17 protein-coding genes and 1 pseudogene are annotated in these 16,747 nt (G+C 47.7%); 7 read left to right on the forward strand and 11 right to left on the reverse strand.

Annotation, left to right across the window (positions count from 1 at the left end):
* Positions 1 to 100: 100 nt before the first annotated feature.
* On the forward strand, positions 101 to 355 hold the full coding sequence (locus WC5_RS06330; RefSeq protein ID WP_000691925.1) for a putative hemolysin: 255 nt from the start codon (positions 101 to 103) through the stop codon (positions 353 to 355).
* A 21-nt stretch (positions 356 to 376) separates the two neighbouring features.
* On the opposite strand, the gene WC5_RS06325 is transcribed toward WC5_RS06330, so the two are convergent.
* Both WC5_RS06325 and nimT read right to left on the reverse strand, forming a co-directional pair.
* A complete protein-coding gene (locus WC5_RS06325) occupies positions 377 to 724 on the reverse strand; it encodes a DUF488 domain-containing protein (protein ID WP_010349485.1) in 348 nt (115 codons plus the stop codon).
* Positions 725 to 778: 54 nt separating this feature from the next.
* Positions 779 to 1,960: a 2-nitroimidazole transporter gene (nimT, locus tag WC5_RS06320; RefSeq protein WP_000621406.1), complete on the reverse strand. Its 1,182-nt coding sequence runs from the start codon at positions 1,958 to 1,960 to the stop codon at positions 779 to 781.
* 96 nt (positions 1,961 to 2,056) lie between these two features.
* Here nimT and WC5_RS06315 point away from each other — a divergent pair, with 96 nt between their 5' ends.
* Positions 2,057 to 2,851 (forward strand): AraC family transcriptional regulator, encoded by a 795-nt coding sequence (locus tag WC5_RS06315; RefSeq protein ID WP_000972230.1) that lies wholly within the window; start codon positions 2,057 to 2,059, stop codon positions 2,849 to 2,851.
* On the opposite strand, the gene WC5_RS06310 is transcribed toward WC5_RS06315, so the two are convergent.
* Positions 2,835 to 3,281 carry a DUF441 domain-containing protein gene (locus tag WC5_RS06310; RefSeq protein ID WP_000460713.1) on the reverse strand — a complete coding sequence of 149 codons (447 nt, stop codon included), beginning with the start codon at positions 3,279 to 3,281 and terminating at the stop codon, positions 2,835 to 2,837. The genes WC5_RS06315 and WC5_RS06310 overlap by 17 nt on opposite strands.
* Positions 3,282 to 3,450: 169 nt before the next feature.
* On the opposite strand from WC5_RS06310, the gene yoaI reads away from it, so the two are divergent.
* The gene (gene yoaI / locus WC5_RS0122520; RefSeq protein ID WP_000999631.1) at positions 3,451 to 3,555 is read left to right on the forward strand and encodes a small membrane protein YoaI; all 105 of its coding nucleotides are present in this window, start codon (positions 3,451 to 3,453) and stop codon (positions 3,553 to 3,555) included.
* Here the strand turns inward: yoaI and yeaK are convergent, their stop codons facing one another.
* The 5 genes and pseudogenes from yeaK to yeaG form a co-directional block, all read right to left on the reverse strand.
* Positions 3,556 to 4,059 (reverse strand): mischarged aminoacyl-tRNA deacylase, encoded by a 504-nt coding sequence (yeaK, locus tag WC5_RS06305; protein ID WP_000138049.1) that lies wholly within the window; start codon positions 4,057 to 4,059, stop codon positions 3,556 to 3,558.
* A gap of 42 nt (positions 4,060 to 4,101) precedes the next feature.
* Positions 4,102 to 5,592, reverse strand: a pseudogene (dgcJ, locus tag WC5_RS06300) (diguanylate cyclase DgcJ).
* 180 nt (positions 5,593 to 5,772) lie between these two features.
* Complete coding sequence (locus tag WC5_RS06290; RefSeq protein ID WP_016231679.1) at positions 5,773 to 7,116, reverse strand: sensor domain-containing diguanylate cyclase; 1,344 nt, start codon at positions 7,114 to 7,116, stop codon at positions 5,773 to 5,775.
* A gap of 280 nt (positions 7,117 to 7,396) precedes the next feature.
* The gene (locus tag WC5_RS06285) at positions 7,397 to 8,680 is read right to left on the reverse strand and encodes a YeaH/YhbH family protein (protein ID WP_000219690.1); all 1,284 of its coding nucleotides are present in this window, start codon (positions 8,678 to 8,680) and stop codon (positions 7,397 to 7,399) included.
* A 123-nt stretch (positions 8,681 to 8,803) separates the two neighbouring features.
* A complete protein-coding gene (yeaG, locus tag WC5_RS06280) occupies positions 8,804 to 10,738 on the reverse strand; it encodes a protein kinase YeaG (RefSeq protein ID WP_001019882.1) in 1,935 nt (644 codons plus the stop codon).
* Positions 10,739 to 11,173: 435 nt separating this feature from the next.
* On the opposite strand from yeaG, the gene mipA reads away from it, so the two are divergent.
* Entirely contained in the window at positions 11,174 to 11,917 is a 744-nt protein-coding gene (gene mipA / locus WC5_RS06275; protein WP_016231680.1) for a scaffolding protein MipA, read from the forward strand.
* Positions 11,918 to 12,006: 89 nt separating this feature from the next.
* Complete coding sequence (gene yeaE / locus WC5_RS06270) at positions 12,007 to 12,861, forward strand: methylglyoxal reductase YeaE (RefSeq protein WP_001186328.1); 855 nt, start codon at positions 12,007 to 12,009, stop codon at positions 12,859 to 12,861.
* 50 nt (positions 12,862 to 12,911) lie between these two features.
* On the opposite strand, the gene WC5_RS06265 is transcribed toward yeaE, so the two are convergent.
* Complete coding sequence (locus tag WC5_RS06265; protein WP_010349492.1) at positions 12,912 to 13,796, reverse strand: D-hexose-6-phosphate mutarotase; 885 nt, start codon at positions 13,794 to 13,796, stop codon at positions 12,912 to 12,914.
* Positions 13,797 to 13,879: 83 nt separating this feature from the next.
* Positions 13,880 to 14,875: a glyceraldehyde-3-phosphate dehydrogenase gene (gene gapA, locus WC5_RS06260; protein WP_000153502.1), complete on the reverse strand. Its 996-nt coding sequence runs from the start codon at positions 14,873 to 14,875 to the stop codon at positions 13,880 to 13,882.
* 341 nt (positions 14,876 to 15,216) lie between these two features.
* On the opposite strand from gapA, the gene msrB reads away from it, so the two are divergent.
* Positions 15,217 to 15,630, forward strand: coding sequence for a peptide-methionine (R)-S-oxide reductase MsrB (msrB, locus tag WC5_RS06255; RefSeq protein ID WP_001284609.1), 414 nt, complete (start codon positions 15,217 to 15,219; stop codon positions 15,628 to 15,630).
* 41 nt (positions 15,631 to 15,671) lie between these two features.
* Positions 15,672 to 15,944 carry a YeaC family protein gene (locus WC5_RS06250; RefSeq protein WP_010349494.1) on the forward strand — a complete coding sequence of 91 codons (273 nt, stop codon included), beginning with the start codon at positions 15,672 to 15,674 and terminating at the stop codon, positions 15,942 to 15,944.
* A 156-nt stretch (positions 15,945 to 16,100) separates the two neighbouring features.
* Here the strand turns inward: WC5_RS06250 and pncA are convergent, their stop codons facing one another.
* On the reverse strand, positions 16,101 to 16,742 hold the full coding sequence (gene pncA, locus WC5_RS06245; RefSeq protein ID WP_001120530.1) for a bifunctional nicotinamidase/pyrazinamidase: 642 nt from the start codon (positions 16,740 to 16,742) through the stop codon (positions 16,101 to 16,103).
* Between the last annotated feature and the right edge of the window lie 5 nt (positions 16,743 to 16,747).

Genomic DNA, 16,747 nt, shown 5'->3' on the forward strand with positions numbered 1-16,747 from the left:
TAGCCGTAATATATTTTAAGTGAATGTAAAGGAAATAGTGCTGCAAAACAAAACGATACCGCGATACTCTAAGGCGTAGATAAACGTATGAGATCAACGAATGAAAATTATCAGTTTTACTCTGCCTTGCCTGTTAATTCTTGCGGGATGTTCAACCACTTCTCAACCCGACGCACCAAAACCGCCGCATGTTGGGATGGCGAATCCGGCGTCGGTCTACTGCCAACAGAAAGGCGGTACGCTCATTCCCGTGCAGACATCGCAAGGGGTCAGCAACAATTGCAAATTACCGGGCGGTGAAACGATTGATGAATGGGCATTATGGCGACGGGATCATCCGGCGGGTGAAAAATAACCGCCGGATGCCAGGCTAAAATCACAAGCTTCGCAGCCAGTCGGCCAGCACCAGCGCATGGTTTTGCGTGGTATTTTTTGCCGAGTAGAGCAGGGTCAGCGGCTGTTTTTGGGCGATTTCCGCCAGCCGTTTCCCTTCTGGCTCGTGTTGCGCCAGTTCTGCAATATATTGTTCGCGAAAGGTTTTAAAATCGATCACTTCGCCGTGAAAGGCTTTGCGCAGTTCCGTTGACGGCGTGATCTCTTTATCCCACTCATCAAGTGCTAAATCAGTTTTCTTGATACCACGCGGCCAGAGACGGTCGACCAGTACGCGATAACCATCGCTCTGTTCAGCCGGATCATAAACGCGTTTACACTGAATATTCATCGTGTTTGTTCTCCCTTTCACGCATGATTTGCATCGTCACTATAGCACCGGACATCAACGAATTTCTTTGTCTCTTCCGGCGCAAAGTCCAAAAATCGCCATCAGCAGTGAAAGAATTGCGACAACAATCAGTGGCGTGGACCAGTCACCGTTAGCATCGTGTATTTTGCCCATTAGCGGCGGCCCACAAGCTGCCAGCAGATACCCGACGGATTGTGCCATACCAGAAAGAGCAGCGGCCTGATGCGCAGAGCTTGCTCGCAGTCCGATAAACGTTAGTCCAAGTATCATTGTTGCCCCGGAACCAAAACCGAAAAGCAGAGTCCAGGTGACAGCGTGTGCTGGCATAAAGCAGAGCCCAACCGCACCCACTGCGCACATTAAGGCGACCAGAGCGGCAATACCGCGTTGATCTTTCACATGATGTAAGAAAAGTGGGATCAGCAAACCGGGAGCAGCAGTGGCTAATTGCAACAAACCATGCAGCGAACCTGCCTGTGCCTCGCTGTAGCCGTGACTGATGAGGATCGCCGGAAGCCAGCCGATAATCACGTAATAGACCAGTGAGTTGATCCCAAGAAACAATGTGACCTGCCAGGCAAGCGGCGAACGCCAGATACCCCGGGTATGTAAGGCGCGTGAGGTACTCAAATTCACATGTTGTTGATTACGCCATTGCGGCAGCCATATAAATAGAGCCAGCAGAGGAAAACACATCAGCATGAGCAACGCGCCCTGCCAGCCAAAACCGTTCAAAGCCAGCGGCACCACCAGAGCTGACCCCAGAGCCGCTGCAGCGCCCATCGTCAGGGAATATGCGCCGGTAAGTCTGGCGACGGAATGGGGAAAATCGCGTTTAATGAGACCTGGTAGCAAGACATTCCCTAATGCAATTCCACAGCCAATGATAATCGTACCGCCAAATAATAAGTAAGCCGAAGGAAGAGAGCGAATTGCTATGCCAGCACAAATCAAAAGTAATGCTGCCACCAGGCTGCGCTCTATACCAAAACGACGTGCCACCGACGCGGCAAGAGGAGATATCAGCGCAAAGGCTAATAAAGGTAAGGTCGTCAGTAACCCTGTTTGCGCCGTCGTCAGTGAGTAAGCGGAACGAATGGTATCCAGTAACGGTGCTACGCCGGTGAAGGTAACACGGAGTGTGGTGGCAATCATTAGAACGCCGGCTATCAGGACAATCCTGTTTTTGCCGCTTAATGAAGTTGAACGGATCATAGATATCTCATTGTTACAAGCGAGGCTCTACCTTACTGTTTTTATTGTTATGTTGAATCAAGCTAAAATGACAAATTATCGCTAAATTCGGACAAAATGATGCACAGGTTAAATCTCAATGGTTATGAACCCGATCTTCACCATGAAACGGCGGTCGCATTTTGTATTCATGCCGGAAAGGATGAATTGACCAGTCCTGTACATCAGCACCGCAAAGGGCAGCTGATACTGGCTCTGCGTGGAGCCATTACCTGTACGGTGGAAAATGCGCTGTGGATGGTGCCGCCACAATATGCAGTATGGATTCCCGGAGGTGTGGAGCATAGTAATCAGGTAACAGCGAATGCCGAGCTTTGTTTTTTATTTATTGAATCCAGTGCGGTGATAATGCCGACAAAATGTTGCACGCTGAAAATTGCGCCTTTATGTCGTGAATTAATTTTAACGCTGGCAAAAAGAACAGCAGCTCAACGTGCTGAACCAATGACGCGCAGATTAATTCAGGTGCTGTTTGATGAACTCCCTCAGCAACCGCAACAACAGTTGCAGTTACCCGTTTCTTCGCACCCCAAAATCCGCGTGATGGTGGATACAATGGCAAAAGAGCCCGTCGAATGGGGGACATTGGGGCAATGGGCAAATTTTTTTGCGATGAGTGAACGCAATCTCGCCAGGTTGATAGTTAAAGAGACGGGGTTGAGCTTTCGTCAGTGGCGTCATCAGTTGCAGCTCATTCTGGCACTTCAGAGGTTAGTGAACGGCGATAGTGTACAGAAAGTGGCGCATATGCTGGGGTATGATTCAACAACGGCTTTTATTACCATGTTTAAGAAAGGCCTGGGGCAAACGCCAGGCCGGTATATTGCGGGATTAACTACTGTTTCCCGATGATCAGAGAGACCAGACCTGCGGCAATAAGCGGACCGACCGGCACACCGCGAAACAGCGCCACGCCTAAAATCGTGCCCACCAGCAGCCCGGCAACCAGTTGCGGCTGACTGCCCATCAAGGTCACGCCGCGTCCGCCAAGCCAGGAGACAATCACTCCCACGGCAATTGCCACCAGCGATTTCCAGTTCAGAAACGAGTGAATAAGTGTCGATGGCGGCAGTGTCCCGCTGGCTACAGGAGCCATTACGCCGATAGTCAGAATGATTATCCCGATACTCAGTCCTTGTTTTTCGATCCACGGGAAAAAGGTGCTTAACGGTGTGACGCGGACAATGATTAACACCAGAATTGAAACGGCGACAGTGGTGTTGTGGCTGATAAAGCCCAGCGCAGCTAACCCGAGCAGGATCAGCAAAGTGACATCAAACATCGTGGTTTCCTTGCCAAAAAATAATAAGCCTGCCTACTTTACGCCTGCTGATGAGAGGAAGCAGAGAACAATTACGTGTTATGCATAAAAAATCAGGCAAATTGTCATCAAATTGCCATTTGTGTGCGCTAACAATAACGTGAAAACAGGTATCCCCTGGGGTAAGACCATGAACGATCAAATGTTCGTTGAGACACTGATTATCACGTCATCGTTTTTTGCCATTGCGGTTGTGCTGGTGCTATCTGTTCTGCTTATTGAACGAACCAGCTAGTTACGTAGTACGACGGAATTTGACCAGTTCGGGTTGTGCAATGCGTAAATAATCTGCGGTGTTCAGAATAACGGATTTATCCAGCATACCCGCGTTGAAGGCGATCTCATCGAATCGCTCAAAGAGTAGCGGGTCGGCAACCAGTTTGAGTTTTGGGTGGAAGCTGAATGGCGGGATAGCACCGAAGACACAGCCTGTCAGTTCATCGACTTCCGCCGGGCTGGCCAGCGAAGCACGTAACCCGCCGATGTGGCTGGCGAGTTGGCTAAGGTCAGCTTGTTGATCGGCAGCGAGGATCGCCAGAACATGCTGATTTACGCCATTACCTTTGACTTTACACACCAGTGCCTTAGCACCCTGACCTAAAGCGGTGCCACGAATTTCTGACACCGCTTCGCATTTACCCACCGCTTCGTGGGTAACGATGCGAAAGTTAGCGCCTTCTTGTGATAATAAAGCGATTAACCGCTGATGCGTCACGCTTCCTTTAGCCATTTCAGTCATTTCATGCTCCTGAGATTACAAGCAAACAACCACAGAAGATTATCATGAACGGCTGTTTTTGTTCTGCTTATTGACATATAAACGCTCATCGGAAGCTTTATATGCATCATGTAACGTATCGTTTTCTTTCATCGCGTAAATACCGGAAGAGAAGCCGATCTCTTTCTGCGGCGCGATATGTTGCAGACGTTTTTCGATACGTTCAGGCAGTTGTGCTGCAATTTGCGGCGTCGAATCGACCAGAATAATGCAAAATTCGTCTCCACCGAGACGGATGGCATAATCGCTTTTACGAATCGACTGTTTAATCGCCTGAGCTAATAACGTAATGGCTAAATCGCCCTCCTGATGACCGAGGGTGTCATTTATTTGCTTTAACTTGTCCATGTCAATCGCAATAAACATCACCGAAGAACCGGATTGCACCAGTTTCTGCAAACGCTGCTCAAGTTCAGGCGTTAATATTTTGCGATTATATAGCCCGGTCATCGCATCACTGATATTTTCGCGAGTCACGTTTTGGTACAGGCGGAAGTGCATCCGTACCATGTTGAGTAATATCAATGCTGTCAGCAGCCAGAATACAACGCTTTTCCATGATGATGTAATAAAGTAAAGAATATCAATGGATAACGAAACACGAATGCCGCCAGGCAAGTCATGGACGTAACTGACATACTGAAACAGATTATCTTCGCTCTGATTGATAATAATGTCGCGTCCCGAATCGGTATCGGTTAGCGTAACATTGAGAAAACGCCAGAGGAGAGGGCGGTCATGAGTGTAAAAAATATTGCGCAGATTGTTTTTACTAATATCCAGCAACACAATACCTTTTAATTGCCCGGCAACATAGACTGGCGTCAGCAAACTCATCACATTCTGTTTAGTACGCTGATCCTGGTAAATGCTCGATAATACGGTGCGACCGGTAAACACTTTTTCAATATCTTTACGATCAATACCAATGCTTCCTGACTGCAGGAAGGACCAGTTATTCATCGCGAAGTATTCAACATTGACCGGCTCGTAAAAATAGACATAGCGGTCATTGAGATCGAGATAATAGTGAAATTTCTCTTCGGCCATCCCAAGACCGGAACCGTAATCATCCTAGTGGCGGTTACCTTCCACCGCCTGATCAAATGCCGGTAATAGCGCCGCTGCTTCGACAATTGTGTCGCAGTCAGTGGATGCGGTCTGCAATGTTCCGTGTAAATCCGCATAAGTATGGGCAGTCAGGTTTAAGCCATGGGTATTGTTGGCAGACTCAAAAGCCTCACAGATGGCATGTCGCTGTTCTGGCGACACCTCAGACTGTTTCGCAGCAAGCGCGCGCATCACGTGTGCGGCAATGCTCTGATTTTGATACTTGTCATAGAGAAAGGAGGAGTCTGCTTTCTGGACGATATAGCGCAAATAAGCACTCATAGCCCTGTCGCTGGCGACAAGTTCAAAAATAAGGAAGGAAGATGTCAGCACAATGACACTTGCGGCGATAAAATGCCGGAGCATTCTATGGTGCAATTTCATGATAAATGGCACTCCTTCGGTTAGTGAAACGAGAAAACCAGATAAAGTTCGATTGCGGCCTGGTATAGGGGCGCTAATTATACTCATCTCTGCGCCGCTGGGGAGGGGAAATTTAGGGGTATTGGTAATAAATTGTATGCCAGAGCCATGCAAAAAGCATGGCTTTGAATAATTTTGCACTCAAATATAATGAATAATCACTTTGTTACCGCCATCGGTTTTCGCCTCACATAACGCTTTATCTGCTTCCGTCATGACAAGCGAGATATTACGCGTATCACCCGTGGAAAAAACACAGCCAATGCTGATGGTCATTTGTTCAGGGACATTATATCTATTACTAAATCCGGTCAGGAGCTCGACATTTTTACGCACCCGATCGGCGATAATTTTTGCCTGGGCGGTATTCAATTCGGTAAATAGCAAGCCAAACACTTCACCATCCAGACGTGCGAAGATGTCATCGGGGCGGATACTTTGCTGGATAATATCGACAATGGAAACCAGAACTTTATCGCCCACATGATGGCCCCATTGAGCATTTATACGTTTGAACTGGTTAATATCTACCAGCATAATACAAAAATCCTTCACAACAGTGCGAGAGAGTAATGACTCTACACTGTTGAAAAAGTGACGACGGTTATAAATATTGGTCAGTACATCATGAACCGCTAGTTTGCTGGAAAGTTGTAGTTCCTGAAATATATTATATATCAAGAAGGTGACAACAAACAGTTTACTCGAAACCTCAATGCCACGACTGATATACCAGATAGTATAATTATATTCATCCAGAGTCAGTAGTAACAAGTTACAGCAGAGCGATGCCAGACATAATAATGCAATTGACGGCCACAACTCGCTTGCTAATTGTGTACGCATGATAATAAAAAACAGTAAACACGCCCACAGACAAACCAAAATCTTGGTGTAGTTAATTCCCCAGCTCGCCGTATGACTATCCGGACAATAATCTACGACATACAAAGAGTAGTCAGGATTATAGCTGCTCAGGTTGTGTGCCAGAAAAGGGAAAAATATAAAAGGTATCAGCGCCAGCAACAAGATACAGGTTTTTTTCTTGTTGTTCGTCAGGATGCTATTTCGTCCATAACAGTAGAGAGCCAGTGCGGTTAAGCAAATGAAACTTAGCTGGCGAAATAGATATAATATGGAAATATCATTCGACTTCGTCTGAATAAGTGTGCTGTCATTGATAGGCTTATGAATAATGAAAATGGTTTCAGTTAAATAGAAAAGACCACTTAAAAAAGCAAGACTTAAAATGAGTGTTGGGAAAATATCACGCTTAATGAAATATTTCATTAGCATGAAAAGAAAGATGATGGAGTTGAGGGAAAATAAAGCCACAACAACCATCAGGTAATTCATCTGCGGGATGAGTTTTATATTGGTGTTTTCGTTATATAAAGTGGTGATGCAAAATAAAATTAATGTCAGTAATAAGCTGAAAATAAAAAAGCTTTGAGCTTTTAATTTTTGTGTACCCATAGAAACCATAAAAAGGAGAGCAATGTGAGTGCTGGATTTTATTGATGGCAGAGATATATAGTTTTGACCAGGATCAAATTTCCTTATCGATAAAAAAATAATTAAAGAATACCCCTGAAAAAAAACGTATTAACAGAATTATTTTTTCCGAATGATTTTTTTATGGAACTAAATTCTGTAAAGCTGATGCTGACATATTTAAAGAAATTGTAAACTAACGTATGTAATAAATGAATTAATTTACAGTGAGCTAAAAATCAGCCAGGCAATAATGACCCGGCTGATGGTTTTAGTCTTTAGTAGTTGCATTTTGTTTATGGAATAGCTCGCGGAACACCGGATAAATATCATCCTGATCGCGGATATGCTGCATCGCAAAGTTTTCGAAAGTAGATTGCAGATGCTCATATTCCCGCCACAATGTTTGATGAGCGCGGCGGGTAATTTCGATATAGCTGTAATAACGAACAACGGGCAACAATTTTTTCGCCAGAATTTCATGGCAAAGTGGAGAGTCATCAGCCCAGTTATCGCCGTCCGACGCTTGTGCAGCGTAGATATTCCACTGTGCCGGGTTATAACGCTCTTTCACTACCTCATCCATCAGTTTCAGGGCGCTGGAAACAATGGTGCCGCCAGTTTCCTGTGAGTAGAAAAACTCATGTTCATCAACTTCTTTTGCCTGGGTATGGTGGCGGATATAAACGACTTCGACGTTCTTGTATGTTCTGCTGAGAAACAGATACAGCAATATATAAAAACGTTTGGCCATATCTTTTGTGGATTGATCCATCGACCCGGAAACGTCCATCAGGCAAAACATCACCGCCTGACTGGAGGGATCGGGGCGTTTCTCATAATTCTTGTAACGTAAATCGAAGGTGTCGATGAACGGAACACGTTCAATTTTGGCGCGTAATTCGGCAATCTCTTTGCGCAGCCGTTCCTCTTCCAGCAATTGCGCAGGTTCACTGTTGCTGATGATGGCCAGATTTTCTTCCAGAGCATGAAGTTCCCGCCGCTTGCCTGCGGTCATCGCGGTACGTCGCGCCAGTGAGTTCTGCAATGAACGCACCACGCTGATATTGGCAGGAACGCCGTTAGCGGTGTAGCCTGCCCGATGCGTTTTATATTCGGTCAACTGGCGTTGCTGGTTTTGTTTCAGATTGGGTAAGGCTAAATCTTCAAACAGCAGGTCGAGATATTCGTCTTTCGAAATCTGGAAGACAAATTCATCCTGACCTTCACCGTCCTGGCTGGCCTGACCCTGACCACTGCCGGAGCCACCGCCGCCACCCTGGGGACGTTCAATTCGATCATTCTGTACAAAATGGTCATTGCCCGGATGAACGCGATGGCGCAGGCCGCCACGCCCCTGATGAAACATCGGTTCGCTAATATCTTCCGTTGGGATAGAAACGGACTCGCCGCTGTCGACGTCGGTCACCGAACGCTTATTGATGGCCTCGGAGATCGACTGTTTGATTTGCGCTTTATAACGGCGTAAAAAACGTTGGCGATTCACCATGCTTTTGTTTTTGCCGTTCAGACGCCGGTCAATAAACCAGGTCATATGCCCCCCGTACTGCATTTGCCAACTGTATGCTGCACCTGTATTGCCGGATGCGCTTCGCTTATCCGGCCTGCGGTTCGCTGTCGTTGTCGGCCCGGTAACATGTACACCGGGCCGTTGTTGTTAAGACGATTTACGTACGCGCAAATACCATTCGCACAGTAAACGCACCTGTTTACGGGTGTAGCCTTTTTCCATCATACGGTCGACAAAATCGTCGTGTTTCTTCTGCTCGTCGGTTGAGGTTTTGGCGTTAAACGAAATGACCGGCAACAACTCTTCGGTATTGGAGAACATTTTCTTCTCGATAACCGTGCGCAGTTTTTCGTAGCTGGTCCAGTTCGGATTGCGTCCGCTGTTATTCGCCCTGGCGCGCAGCACGAAGTTGACAATCTCGTTGCGGAAATCTTTCGGATTGCTGATCCCCGCCGGTTTTTCAATTTTCTCCAGCTCGGCGTTAAGAGATTCGCGGTCAAACAGCTGCCCGGTATCCGGGTCGCGATATTCCTGATCCTGGATCCAGAAATCCGCATAGGTGACATAACGGTCGAAAATGTTCTGCCCATATTCGGAATAGGATTCGAGATAAGCTGTCTGGATCTCTTTACCGATAAACTCGGCATATTTCGGGATCAGATAACCTTTCAGGAACTCCAGATAGCGTTCTGCCTGCTCTTGCGGGAACTGCTCGCGCTCAATCTGCTGTTCAAGAACGTAGAACAAGTGAACCGGGTTAGCCGCCACTTCCACGTGATCGAAGTTAAACACGCGGGAGAGGATCTTAAACGCGAAACGCGTTGACAGACCGTTCATCCCTTCATCGACGCCTGCGTAATCACGATATTCCTGATACGACTTGGCTTTCGGGTCGGTATCTTTCAGGCTTTCGCCATCGTAAACGCGCATCTTTGAATAAATGCTGGAGTTTTCTGGCTCTTTCAGACGCGAAAGAATGGAAAAACGTGACAGCGTTTCAAGCGTACCAGGCGCGCATGGGGCGTGAGTCAATTCACTGTGATTAAGCAGTTTCTCGTAGATTTTGATCTCTTCGGAAATGCGCAAGCAATACGGCACCTTCACGATGTAAACACGGTCGAGGAAGGCTTCGTTGTTTTTGTTATTACGGAAAGTGACCCATTCGGATTCGTTCGAGTGGGCGAGAATAATCCCGTTGAACGGCAGGGCGGAGATACCTTCCGTCCCGTTGTAGTTACCTTCCTGGGTGGCGGTCAACAGGGGATGCAGCACTTTTATCGGTGCTTTAAACATCTCGACAAATTCCATGATCCCCTGGTTTGCACGGCACAGCGCACCGGAATAACCATAGGCGTCCGGATCGTTCTGCGCGTAGTGTTCGAGTTTACGAATATCGACTTTCCCTACCAGCGCGGAGATGTCCTGGTTATTCTCATCGCCGGGTTCCGTTTTGGCGATGGCAATTTGTTGCAGAATAGACGGCCAGACCTTCACAACCCGGAATTTAGTGATGTCGCCACCAAACTCATGCAGACGTTTCGCAGCCCACGGCGACATGATGGTGCCGAGATAACGGCGAGGAATGCCATACTCTTTTTCCAGGATCTGCGCATCTTCCTGTGGATTGAACAGACAGAACGGATGATCGTTGACCGGGCTGCGTTCACCGTTGGCGCTCAATACATAAATAGGCACGAGCTGCATTAATGATTTCAGTCGCTCAGCAAGCGATGATTTACCCCCACCTACAGGCCCCAGCAGATACAGGATTTGTTTCTTCTCTTCCAGCCCCTGAGCCGCGTGTTTCAGATAAGAGACAATCTGTTCAATCGCGTCTTCCATGCCGTAAAACTCTTCAAACGCCGGATAACGTGCAATGACCCGGTTGGAAAAGAGTCGAGAAAGTCTGGGCTCCTGGGCCGTATCGACCATGACCGGCTCACCAATAGCCATCAATAGCCGCTCAGCCGCGTTGGCATAAGCACTGCGATCTTGCCGACAAGTGGTAAGAAACTCCTGCAGTGTGAACTCTTCGTCCTTGGCAGCTTCATATCGCTGGCGATAGTGATCGAATATATTCATGGTATGCCGTCCTTTCGTTTTTTAGCACAGGTTAAGAGCCGTTCATATGAATAGTAGAGGCTCCCGGAAGAGGTAAACTGAACGACGTCTCTTGCTAAAACACAGCAACTCTCATGCCATCTTACCGACTGCGAGAACAACGTGCCCGGTGATACACCTTCAAAATTAAGCGTAGATGGCAAATGGAAAACTTGCCTGCATGGCTTTCTGGATTTCAATGGCATATCAACAACTCATCCATAAAAATTGCATAATTAATGTAAAGAATATTGCCGCCAGTAACGCAAAATTCATTCAGGTGTAAGCCCGATGTCATCAGCGTCAGGAAAATTAAACAGTTACCTTTAGAAATGAAAATGTAAAAAGGTTGGGTTTCGATGTATTGACGGGTAAACTTTGTCGCCCGCTAAACATTTGTTTAAGGAATGATTAATTGTGACCAAACTCAAACTTCTGGCACTTGGAGTGCTTATCGCAACGTCTGCAGGCGTTGCGCACGCTGAAGGTTTTTCCCTGGGCGCAGGCGTAGGTGTCGTTGAACACCCCTATAAAGATTACGATACCGATGTTTACCCAGTACCGGTAATCAACTATGAAGGCGATAACTTCTGGTTCCGTGGCTTAGGTGGTGGTTACTACCTGTGGAATGACGCAACGGATAAACTTTCAATTACCGCTTACTGGTCGCCGCTTTACTTCAAAGCCAAAGACAGTGGCGATCACCAAATGCGCCACCTGGATGACCGTAAGAGCACCATGATGGCCGGTCTGTCCTACGCACACTTTACCCAGTACGGTTATCTGCGTACCACTTTGGCAGGCGACACACTGGATAACAGCAACGGTATCGTGTGGGATATGGCCTGGTTGTACCGTTACACCAACGGCGGCCTGACCGTGACTCCGGGTATCGGTGTGCAGTGGAACAGCGAAAACCATAACGAATACTATTATGGCGTATCGCACAAAGAATCCGCTCGCAGCGGTCTGCGTGGCTATAACCCGAATGACAGCTGGAGTCCTTACCTGGAGCTGAGTGCCAGCTACAACTTCCTCGGCGACTGGAGTGTTTACGGCACCGCACGCTACACCCGTCTGTCTGATGAAGTTACCGACAGCCCGATGGTGGATAAATCCTGGACTGGTCTGATTTCTACCGGGATCACCTACAAATTCTGATAATGCATCTTTCCAGGGCATTTTGTGCATAAAAACAGGGCGTGACGCCCTGTTTTGCATTACGGTGGAGCAAAAACCTGGAGGAAACAATGCAACAAAAAATGATTCCGTTTAGTGGCGATGTCTCACTGCCAGCCGTAGGGCAGGGAACATGGTATATGGGCGAAGACGTCAGCCAGCGCAAAACCGAAGTGGCTGCACTACGCGCGGGCATTGACCTCGGTTTAACCCTCATTGATACCGCCGAAATGTATGCCGATGGCGGTGCCGAGAAGGTGGTCGGTGAGGCATTAACCGGTCTGCGTGATAAAGTCTTTCTCGTCTCTAAAGTCTATCCGTGGAATGCCGGCGGACAAAAAGCGATTAACGCATGTGAAGCCAGTTTACGCCGACTCAATACGGATTATCTCGATCTTTACTTATTACACTGGTCTGGCAGTTTCGCTTTTGAAGAGACTGTTGCAGCGATGGAAAAACTGATCGCTCAGGGCAAAATCCGTCGCTGGGGTGTTTCTAATCTTGATTATTCTGACATGCAGGATCTCTGGCAGGTGCCGGGAGGAAATCAGTGTGCCACTAATCAGGTGCTTTATCATCTCGGCTCACGAGGGATTGAGTATGATCTACTCCCCTGGTGCCAGCAACAGCAGATGCCAGTGATGGCTTACAGTCCGTTAGCCCAGGCCGGGCGGTTGCGCAATGGGCTGCTAAAAAACGCGGTGGTCAATGAAATTGCGCAAGCTCACAATATCAGCGCGGCACAAGTATTGCTGGCGTGGGTAATCAGCCATCAGGGCGTGATGGCGATTCCAAAAGCGGCAACTATCGCGCATGTTCAACAAAATGCAGCAGTGCTTGAGGTTGTGCTTTCGTCAGAGGAATTAGCCATGCTGGATGAAGCGTATCCGGCACCAAAAGGTAAAACTGCGCTGGATATGGTGTGATGTTGGGAAATGCCGGATGCATCGCACCCGGCATATAAAACTAGCACAAATTAGCGTTTCGCAACGCGAATGGATTGTGCCAGATGTGAAGGTTGCTCTTTGGTCGTTTTTTGTGCCTCAGAGGCGTAAGCGGTTTCTACGCAGACAAAGGTTTTGTAACCATCATCTGGCATATCGCCCATGCTGACTGAAAGAGCCGGGCCTGGGTTCCAGCCGACGACGTTCAGATGATGCTGGTGACCAACGGTAATAATACGATTCAACGCTTCGTCATTAATCACACTGCAATCTTGCGGATTCAGATACACGCGATCGGTACGATCAGGGAAGGTCTGAACACCGTCGGTCAGTACATCTTCTTTCGCGTCATTCACTTTATCAATGAAGCGATCGCCCAGACCACTGACGCTTACCTTAGCAATATCACCCACGTTAAAGTAGGTATGCAGGGCAGAGGTGGTTTCAAATTCGCCGTGCGCTTCAAGATCGATTTCACAGGTTTCACCCACGCGGAAATGCGCTAACAGTGTAAAGTCGTGCGGCCAGTATTTTTTCGTCTCGTCGCTTTGCGTCAGTTCGAAAGTCAGTGTCACGCTATCGGCATCTTCACTATGCGATTTCAGCGTCCACGGCAGAATACGGGCAAAACCATGCGCAGGCAGACCTTGTTGTGCTGCCGGACCAAACCACGGCCAGCAAACTGGCACGCCACCGCGAATGGCGACGCCATTTTTGAACGGAGTGTTATTGCTCAACCACAGAACGTCTTCTTCACCCGCAGGCTTCCATGAGAGAAGGTGTGCGCCCTGTAATGCAAAAGAGGCTTTTACCTGGGGATGATCGACCACAATGAGGTCCAGTTCATCCAGTTTACGACGGGAGAGGACAGGGGAAATTTGTTCGATGACCGGAAGGGCGAAAATTTTCTTAATCATGACGCAGTCCTTTAACTTCATTTCATCAGGTAAAAAAAAGAGCGACCGAAGTCGCTCTTTTTAGATCACAAAGTCATCTCAACTTATTTGGAGATGTGAGCGATCAGATCCAGAACTTTGTTGGAGTAACCGGTTTCGTTGTCGTACCAGGATACCAGTTTCACGAAGTTGTCGTTCAGAGCGATACCAGCTTTAGCATCGAACACGGAAGTGCAAACTTCGCCGTTGAAATCGGTAGATACTACGTCATCTTCGGTGTAGCCCAGAACGCCTTTCATTTCGCCTTCAGCAGCAGCTTTAACGGCAGCTTTGATCTGCTCGTAAGTTGCAGCTTTTTCCAGACGAACGGTCAGGTCAACTACGGATACGTTCGGGGTCGGAACGCGGAACGCCATGCCAGTCAGTTTGCCATTCAGTTCTGGCAGTACTTTACCTACAGCTTTAGCAGCACCGGTAGAGGACGGGATGATGTTCTGGGAAGCGCCACGGCCGCCGCGCCAGTCTTTGTGAGACGGGCCATCAACGGTTTTCTGAGTAGCGGTAGTAGCGTGAACGGTGGTCATCAGACCTTCGATGATGCCGAAGTTATCGTTGATAACTTTAGCCAGCGGAGCCAGGCAGTTGGTGGTGCAGGAAGCGTTGGAAACGATGTCCTGGCCAGCATATTTGTCGAAGTTAGCGCCTTTAACGAACATCGGAGTGTTGTCTTTAGACGGACCAGTCATAACCACTTTTTTCGCACCAGCGGTGATGTGTTTACGAGCAGTTTCGTCAGTCAGGAACAGACCGGTTGCTTCAGCGACAACGTCAACACCAACTTCGTCCCATTTCAGGTTAGCCGGATCACGTTCAGCGGTAACACGGATTTTTTTACCGTTAACGATCAGATGACCGTCTTTCACTTCAACGGTGCCGTCGAAACGACCGTGAGTGGAGTCATATTTCAGCATGTATGCCATGTAATCAGCGTCTAACAGGTCGTTGATTGCAACGATCTCGATGTCAGAACGTTTCTGAGCAGCACGGAAAACAATGCGACCGATACGGCCAAAACCGTTGATACCTACTTTGATAGTCATATATTCCACCAGCTATTTGTTAGTGAATAAAAGGTTGTCTGTAAAATTACAAAAACCTTACGCAGCGTCAAGCGGAATCGTGTCAATCATTGCGACAAATCAATCCTGTGCCTAAGCATTACGCGACTGACTCGCCTCACTCTTCCTTTGGGCTTGAGACCACATGGGGTCGGCGCCCAGAATTTTAAAGGGCAATTACGATAAAAATGTGATTTTTATCACGTTTTAAGTGCTGCCATTTCGTTGAGATCAAGTTTAGAACAAAATTTTGCGAGTTGGTGTTAATGTTTTGTTAGAATAAGTCACGTAATGTGAGCGTGATTAAAGTGAGATGTGAGCAAATGGCTAACAAACCTTCGGCAGAAGAACTGAAAAAAAATTTGTCCGAGATGCAGTTTTACGTGACACAGAATCACGGGACGGAGCCGCCATTTACTGGACGTTTATTGCATAATAAGCGCGACGGCATTTACCACTGTTTGATCTGCGACGCCCCTCTGTTTCATTCTCAAACCAAGTATGATTCAGGCTGTGGCTGGCCCAGTTTTTATGAGCCGGTGAGTGAAGATTCAATCCGTTATATCAAAGACTTGTCACATGGAATGCAGCGGATAGAAATTCGTTGCGGAAACTGTGATGCTCATCTGGGCCATGTTTTTCCCGACGGTCCACAACCCACAGGCGAACGTTATTGTGTTAACTCGGCATCGTTGCGCTTTACTGATGACGAAAATGGCGAAGAAATCAACGGTTGAAAAAACGATTCAGCAACTTATTCCACAGGAGCGGGAAAATTATGAATCTTGATGAAATAATCAACAGCATGACGCCTGAGGTTTACCAGCGTTTATCGACAGCCGTTGAACTGGGTAAATGGCCAGATGGTGTTGCATTGACCGAAGAACAAAAAGAGAACTGTTTGCAACTGGTGATGCTGTGGCAAGCGCGAAACAATACCGATGCGCAGCATATGACTATCGATACGAACGGTCAGATGGTCATGAAGAGCAAACAACAGTTGAAAGAAGATTTTGGTATCACGGCAAAACCAATAGTCATGTTTAAGTGAATGAATTCTCCCCTTTGTAGAGCGTTTATGAAGGAAGGGGATAATCTTTACTGTCGCGTGTTGGTTGTTTGATTTAACAACCAACATGCCAGATGCACCGCTGACGCACTTTATCTGGCCTACAACGGCAGTACAGAATTGTAGGCCAGCGTAAAATTATCCCTGCGTCTCTTCCCAGTCCGCCAGCGTGTATAGCGTTGCCCCAGCGGCTGACATCTCCATAAACGCGTGCGCACTGTCCCGGGGCTGGATATTCACGCCACGACAACCATCGGTAATCACGTTCACGCTATAACCTGCCTGCAATGCGTCCAGCACGGTAAACTTCACGCAATAGTCGGTAGCCAGCCCCATAACGATCAATTCATTGATTTCATGTTCGCGCAACCAGTCATCAAGCGCGGTTTTCTGCCGACGTCCGTTATCAAAAAAAGCACTATAACTGTCAACTAAAGGGTTTTCGCCTTTATGGAACACAGCGGCGATCGCTTTTTGATTCAGTAACGGATGTAATTGTGCGCCTTCACTGTTCTGCACACAGTGTTCAGGCCAGAAAGTTTGCGGCAGGCCGTCGAGTTGCCCCTGCGTATAAGGCTCTACACCATGCTGGCTGGCAAAACTGCCATGGTTAGCCGGGTGCCAGTCCTGACTGGCAATAACCGCTTCTCCGCGCGACTGGCACCAGTCAATAAGGCGGTTAGCAACATCCACAGTGCTGTCACCTTCCGGTACGGCGAGCGCGCCACCAGCACAGAAATCATTTTGTAAATCGACCAGTAACAGGGCGCGATGGGGCATTGCAG

This window comes from Escherichia sp. KTE114 (assembly GCF_000407765.1).
Lineage (GTDB): Bacteria > Pseudomonadota > Gammaproteobacteria > Enterobacterales > Enterobacteriaceae > Escherichia > Escherichia ruysiae.

What these genes read in the sequence shown, in the direction of transcription:
- WC5_RS06330 (WP_000691925.1), top strand. Translation starts at nt 101, where the DNA reads ATGAAAATTATCAGTTTTACTCTGCCTTGCCTGTTAATTCTTGCGGGA.
- WC5_RS06325 (WP_010349485.1), bottom strand. Translation starts at nt 724, where the DNA reads ATGAATATTCAGTGTAAACGCGTTTATGATCCGGCTGAACAGAGCGAT.
- nimT (WP_000621406.1), bottom strand. Translation starts at nt 1,960, where the DNA reads ATGATCCGTTCAACTTCATTAAGCGGCAAAAACAGGATTGTCCTGATA.
- WC5_RS06315 (WP_000972230.1), top strand. Translation starts at nt 2,057, where the DNA reads ATGATGCACAGGTTAAATCTCAATGGTTATGAACCCGATCTTCACCAT.
- WC5_RS06310 (WP_000460713.1), bottom strand. Translation starts at nt 3,281, where the DNA reads ATGTTTGATGTCACTTTGCTGATCCTGCTCGGGTTAGCTGCGCTGGGC.
- yoaI (WP_000999631.1), top strand. Translation starts at nt 3,451, where the DNA reads ATGAACGATCAAATGTTCGTTGAGACACTGATTATCACGTCATCGTTT.
- yeaK (WP_000138049.1), bottom strand. Translation starts at nt 4,059, where the DNA reads ATGACTGAAATGGCTAAAGGAAGCGTGACGCATCAGCGGTTAATCGCT.
- WC5_RS06290 (WP_016231679.1), bottom strand. Translation starts at nt 7,116, where the DNA reads ATGGTTTCTATGGGTACACAAAAATTAAAAGCTCAAAGCTTTTTTATT.
- WC5_RS06285 (WP_000219690.1), bottom strand. Translation starts at nt 8,680, where the DNA reads ATGACCTGGTTTATTGACCGGCGTCTGAACGGCAAAAACAAAAGCATG.
- yeaG (WP_001019882.1), bottom strand. Translation starts at nt 10,738, where the DNA reads ATGAATATATTCGATCACTATCGCCAGCGATATGAAGCTGCCAAGGAC.
- yeaE (WP_001186328.1), top strand. Translation starts at nt 12,007, where the DNA reads ATGCAACAAAAAATGATTCCGTTTAGTGGCGATGTCTCACTGCCAGCC.
- WC5_RS06265 (WP_010349492.1), bottom strand. Translation starts at nt 13,796, where the DNA reads ATGATTAAGAAAATTTTCGCCCTTCCGGTCATCGAACAAATTTCCCCT.
- gapA (WP_000153502.1), bottom strand. Translation starts at nt 14,875, where the DNA reads ATGACTATCAAAGTAGGTATCAACGGTTTTGGCCGTATCGGTCGCATT.
- msrB (WP_001284609.1), top strand. Translation starts at nt 15,217, where the DNA reads ATGGCTAACAAACCTTCGGCAGAAGAACTGAAAAAAAATTTGTCCGAG.
- WC5_RS06250 (WP_010349494.1), top strand. Translation starts at nt 15,672, where the DNA reads ATGAATCTTGATGAAATAATCAACAGCATGACGCCTGAGGTTTACCAG.
- pncA (WP_001120530.1), bottom strand. Translation starts at nt 16,742, where the DNA reads ATGCCCCATCGCGCCCTGTTACTGGTCGATTTACAAAATGATTTCTGT.